Consider the following 3,344-nt stretch of genomic DNA (forward strand, 5'->3'; position numbering starts at 1 on the left):
GAAGGTGCCGGTAAACAGCTCGAAGCTGTCATCCAGATGGCTGAGCAGCCACTGCCAGCGGGCGTGGATCTGGCGGATGGCCGCCAGGGCGGCTTCGCGGCGATCGCCGATCAGCTCTTCGTGGCTGACGGCGGTATCGCCGGCATCCACCATCAGCCGGCCCTGGCTGAAGAAGCCATCGAGCCGCTCCAAGAGCTGCAGCTTGTTCTGGATGCTCAGTTCTATATTGATGCGCTCGATACCGTCCGAGTAATCGCCAAGGCGTGGCAGTGGAATCACCACGTCTTCATTGATCTTGAAAGCATTGGTATGGCGGGCAATGGCGGCGGTGCGGCTGCGGTCGAGCCAGAATTTCTTGCGCGCCTCGCCGGTGACGGCAATAAAGCCTTCGCCGCTGCGGGCATTGGCGATACGCACTACCTGGCTGGCGGCCTCGCCGACCGCATCTTCGTTATCCGACACGATATCGGCTAGCAGCACCATTTTCGGACGGCCCTTGGACTTGGCCTTGGTGGCATAGCCGACGGCGCGTACATAGCGCCAGTCAAGGTGCTCGAGGCCGGCGAGGATGGCGTGCGGATGGGCGTCGATGAAATTCTTGATCTCGACAATGGCCGGGGTGGCCTCGGCCACTGTGCCGAAAAATTCCAGGCAGACTGTACGCACATGGCTGGGCATGCGATGCAGGACAAAGCGCGCCGAGGTGATGATGCCGTCGGTGCCTTCCTTCTGCACACCGGGCAGGCCGGCGAGGAATTTGTCGGTGACGTCCTTGCCTAGCCCTACCTTGCGAAAAGCGGGGCCGGGGATGGACAGCGTTTCTTCCGCGATCAGCGTCTTGCCATCGGGCTGCAGGCGCCGCAGCTTGAAAGTGGCGACATCCACATCATGAATCTTGCCGCGGTTGTGGTTGATACGTTCCACAAACAGCCAGTTGCCATCCGGGTCGACCATCTTCCAGCTGACCAGGTTGTCGAGCGCCGTGCCCCATAGCACCGCTTTCTTGCCGCCGGCATTCATCGCCACATTGCCGCCAATGCAGCTGGCTTCGGCCGAGGTCGGGTCTACCGCAAATACCAGACCCTCGGCTTCGGCGGCTTCCATTACCCGCTTGGTGACCACGCCGGCGCCGCAATTGATGGTGGCGACTTTTTCGGCTTGCGCACCATCACCCATACTGACGCCGGGCAAGGTGATGTATTCAACGCCATTGTGGCGATCGAGCTTTTCGGTATTGATCACCGCCGACATCGGCGTCAGCGGCACGGCGCCGCCGGTGTAACCGGTGCCGCCGCCGCGCGGGATGATGGTCAGGCCCAGCTCGATACAGGCTTTGACCAAGTCGGCCATTTCATCTTCATGGTCGGGGTTCAGCACCACAAACGGATATTCCACCCGCCAGTCGGTCGCATCGGTGACATGCGATACCCGCGCCAGGCCGTCAAAGCAGATATTGTCGCGCCGGGTCAGGCCGCTCATGCGCTTGAGTACTTGCTTGCGCAGACTGGCGGTGGCATCGAAGGAGGCATCGAACTGGTCGATGGCGGCGCTGGCCTTGGCCAGCAGCTCGTCAACCTGCGGGTTGTCGCCGCGCCGCGCTGCGATTTCGCGCAGGCGGTGGCGCATCGCTTCGACCAGCAAGGCGCGCCGCTTCGGGCTTTCCAGCAGGTCGTCTTGCAGATAGGGGTTGCGTTGTACCACCCAGATATCGCCGAGCACTTCGAACAGCATGCGGGCAGAGCGGCCGGTCTTGCGCTCGCCGCGCAGGCGCGCCAGCACTTCCCAGCTGGATTCGCCGAGCAGGCGGATAACGATCTCGCGATCGGAGAACGAGGTGTAGTTGTAAGGTATTTCGCGCAGGCGGGGGGCTTCGGCGGCCATCGGCTGGACCATGTGGCAATTGAGTCGGGAGGTCGATTCTAGCCGAAATGTTGCGCTGCATCGAACCGCCTGCCAATTTATTGCAGCGAATAAACCCTATCAAAATCAGGGAATTAGCGCGGTTTGATTGACGTTTACGTCAGTCGCAGATGGTCTTGGGCATGGTGCGACACATCGGGCTGGCGTCACCCGGTGGGCATAGGGCATTGATTTCATTGATGCCGACCAGCTTTTGCAGATCGCGCAGGCCCTTGCCCTGCCAGTAAACGCCGAAGCCATTGTTCAGCGACCAACGCACGCCGGCGCCTACCGCATCATTGTTGCGCTTCACGCAGGCGCCGCTATTGGTGCTGGCGGCATAGGCGCGCTGCTCGATGGCGCGCAGCATCTGCTCGTTGGCCAGCTCTTCCGGGCTATCGGTTTTCAGGGTGCGCGGGGCTGTGCTCGATGCCATCAAGGGCAGGCTGCGGATCAACACGGGCGAAACGGCCGAGGCGGGCGTTTCTTCGAGCTGTTTTTCCAGGGGGGGCAGGCGTAAATCGAGTGGCGGGCGGGGCAGAGGCTTGGGTATTCGCAGACGGTCATCCGGCCCGGCGCAGACCAGCAGGCTGGCGGAAATCACAGAGGAGGCGAATACCGTGGTGGACCGCATGGCAAGAATATATTAACCGCGAACCACCACTATAGCCTTGCACCGCCGGCTTGACTAGACAGGCCGCCTGCCGGGCCATCCAGCCCAGCCTTCAGGCGAGGAACAAGCGATAGGCCGGGTTATGGCGTTCGTCGGTATAGCGGTAACCAAGTTCGGCCAGAAAGCCCTGCAGCGCCGCCTCTTCGGACGGTGGCACCTGCATGCCGACCAGCACCCGGCCGTAGTCGGCGCCGTGATTGCGGTAGTGGAACAGGCTGATATTCCAGCCGCGCCCCATATGGGTGAGGAAATTGAGCAGGGCGCCGGGGCGCTCGGGAAATTCGAAGCGATACAGCAGCTCGTGCTCGATCTGCGGAGCGCGGCCGCCCACCAGATGGCGGATATGCAGCTTGGCCATTTCATTGTCGGTGAGGTCCAGCGCCTTCAGGCCGGCGGCGTTGAGCATGGTGACCAGCTCGGCCGCCTCATGGCGCGCACTGATTTTCACCCCGACAAAAATATGTGCCTCCTGCGGGTCGGCCGCACGATAGTTGAACTCGGTGATGGCGCGGTTGCCCAGCAACTCGCAAAAATGCCGGAAGCTGCCCGGTTGCTCGGCAATGGTGACTGCCAGGATGGCCTCGCGCGCCTCGCCGATCTCGGCGCGCTCGGCGACATGGCGCAGCCGGTCGAAATTCATATTGGCGCCGCTGGCGATGGCGATCAGCGTGTCGCCCTGGCTGCCCTCGCGCTCCGCCCAGGCCTTGAGCCCGGCCAGTGACAGGGCGCCAGATGGCTCGAGGATGGAGCGGGTATCTTCGAATACATCCTT

2 protein-coding genes and 1 pseudogene are annotated in these 3,344 nt (G+C 62.4%); all 3 read right to left on the reverse strand.

Annotated features, from left to right (window positions below):
- A partial coding sequence (locus tag ACE3OH_RS20945; RefSeq protein ID WP_374357775.1) for a DUF3683 domain-containing protein occupies positions 1 to 1,893 on the reverse strand: 1,893 nt, incomplete at its 3' end.
- 127 nt (positions 1,894 to 2,020) lie between these two features.
- Positions 2,021 to 2,533 (reverse strand): hypothetical protein, encoded by a 513-nt coding sequence (locus ACE3OH_RS20950; protein ID WP_374357778.1) that lies wholly within the window; start codon positions 2,531 to 2,533, stop codon positions 2,021 to 2,023.
- Positions 2,534 to 2,624: 91 nt separating this feature from the next.
- Positions 2,625 to 3,344 (reverse strand): annotated as a pseudogene (locus tag ACE3OH_RS20955) (threonine ammonia-lyase, biosynthetic); the annotation flags it as partial.

Origin of the sequence: Chitinimonas sp., assembly GCF_041904975.1 — a bacterium.
GTDB lineage: Bacteria > Pseudomonadota > Gammaproteobacteria > Burkholderiales > Chitinimonadaceae > Chitinimonas.

Excerpts from the sequence above, each read along its gene's own strand:
- ACE3OH_RS20950 (WP_374357778.1), bottom strand. The coding sequence starts at position 2,533 with ATGCGGTCCACCACGGTATTCGCCTCCTCTGTGATTTCCGCCAGCCTG.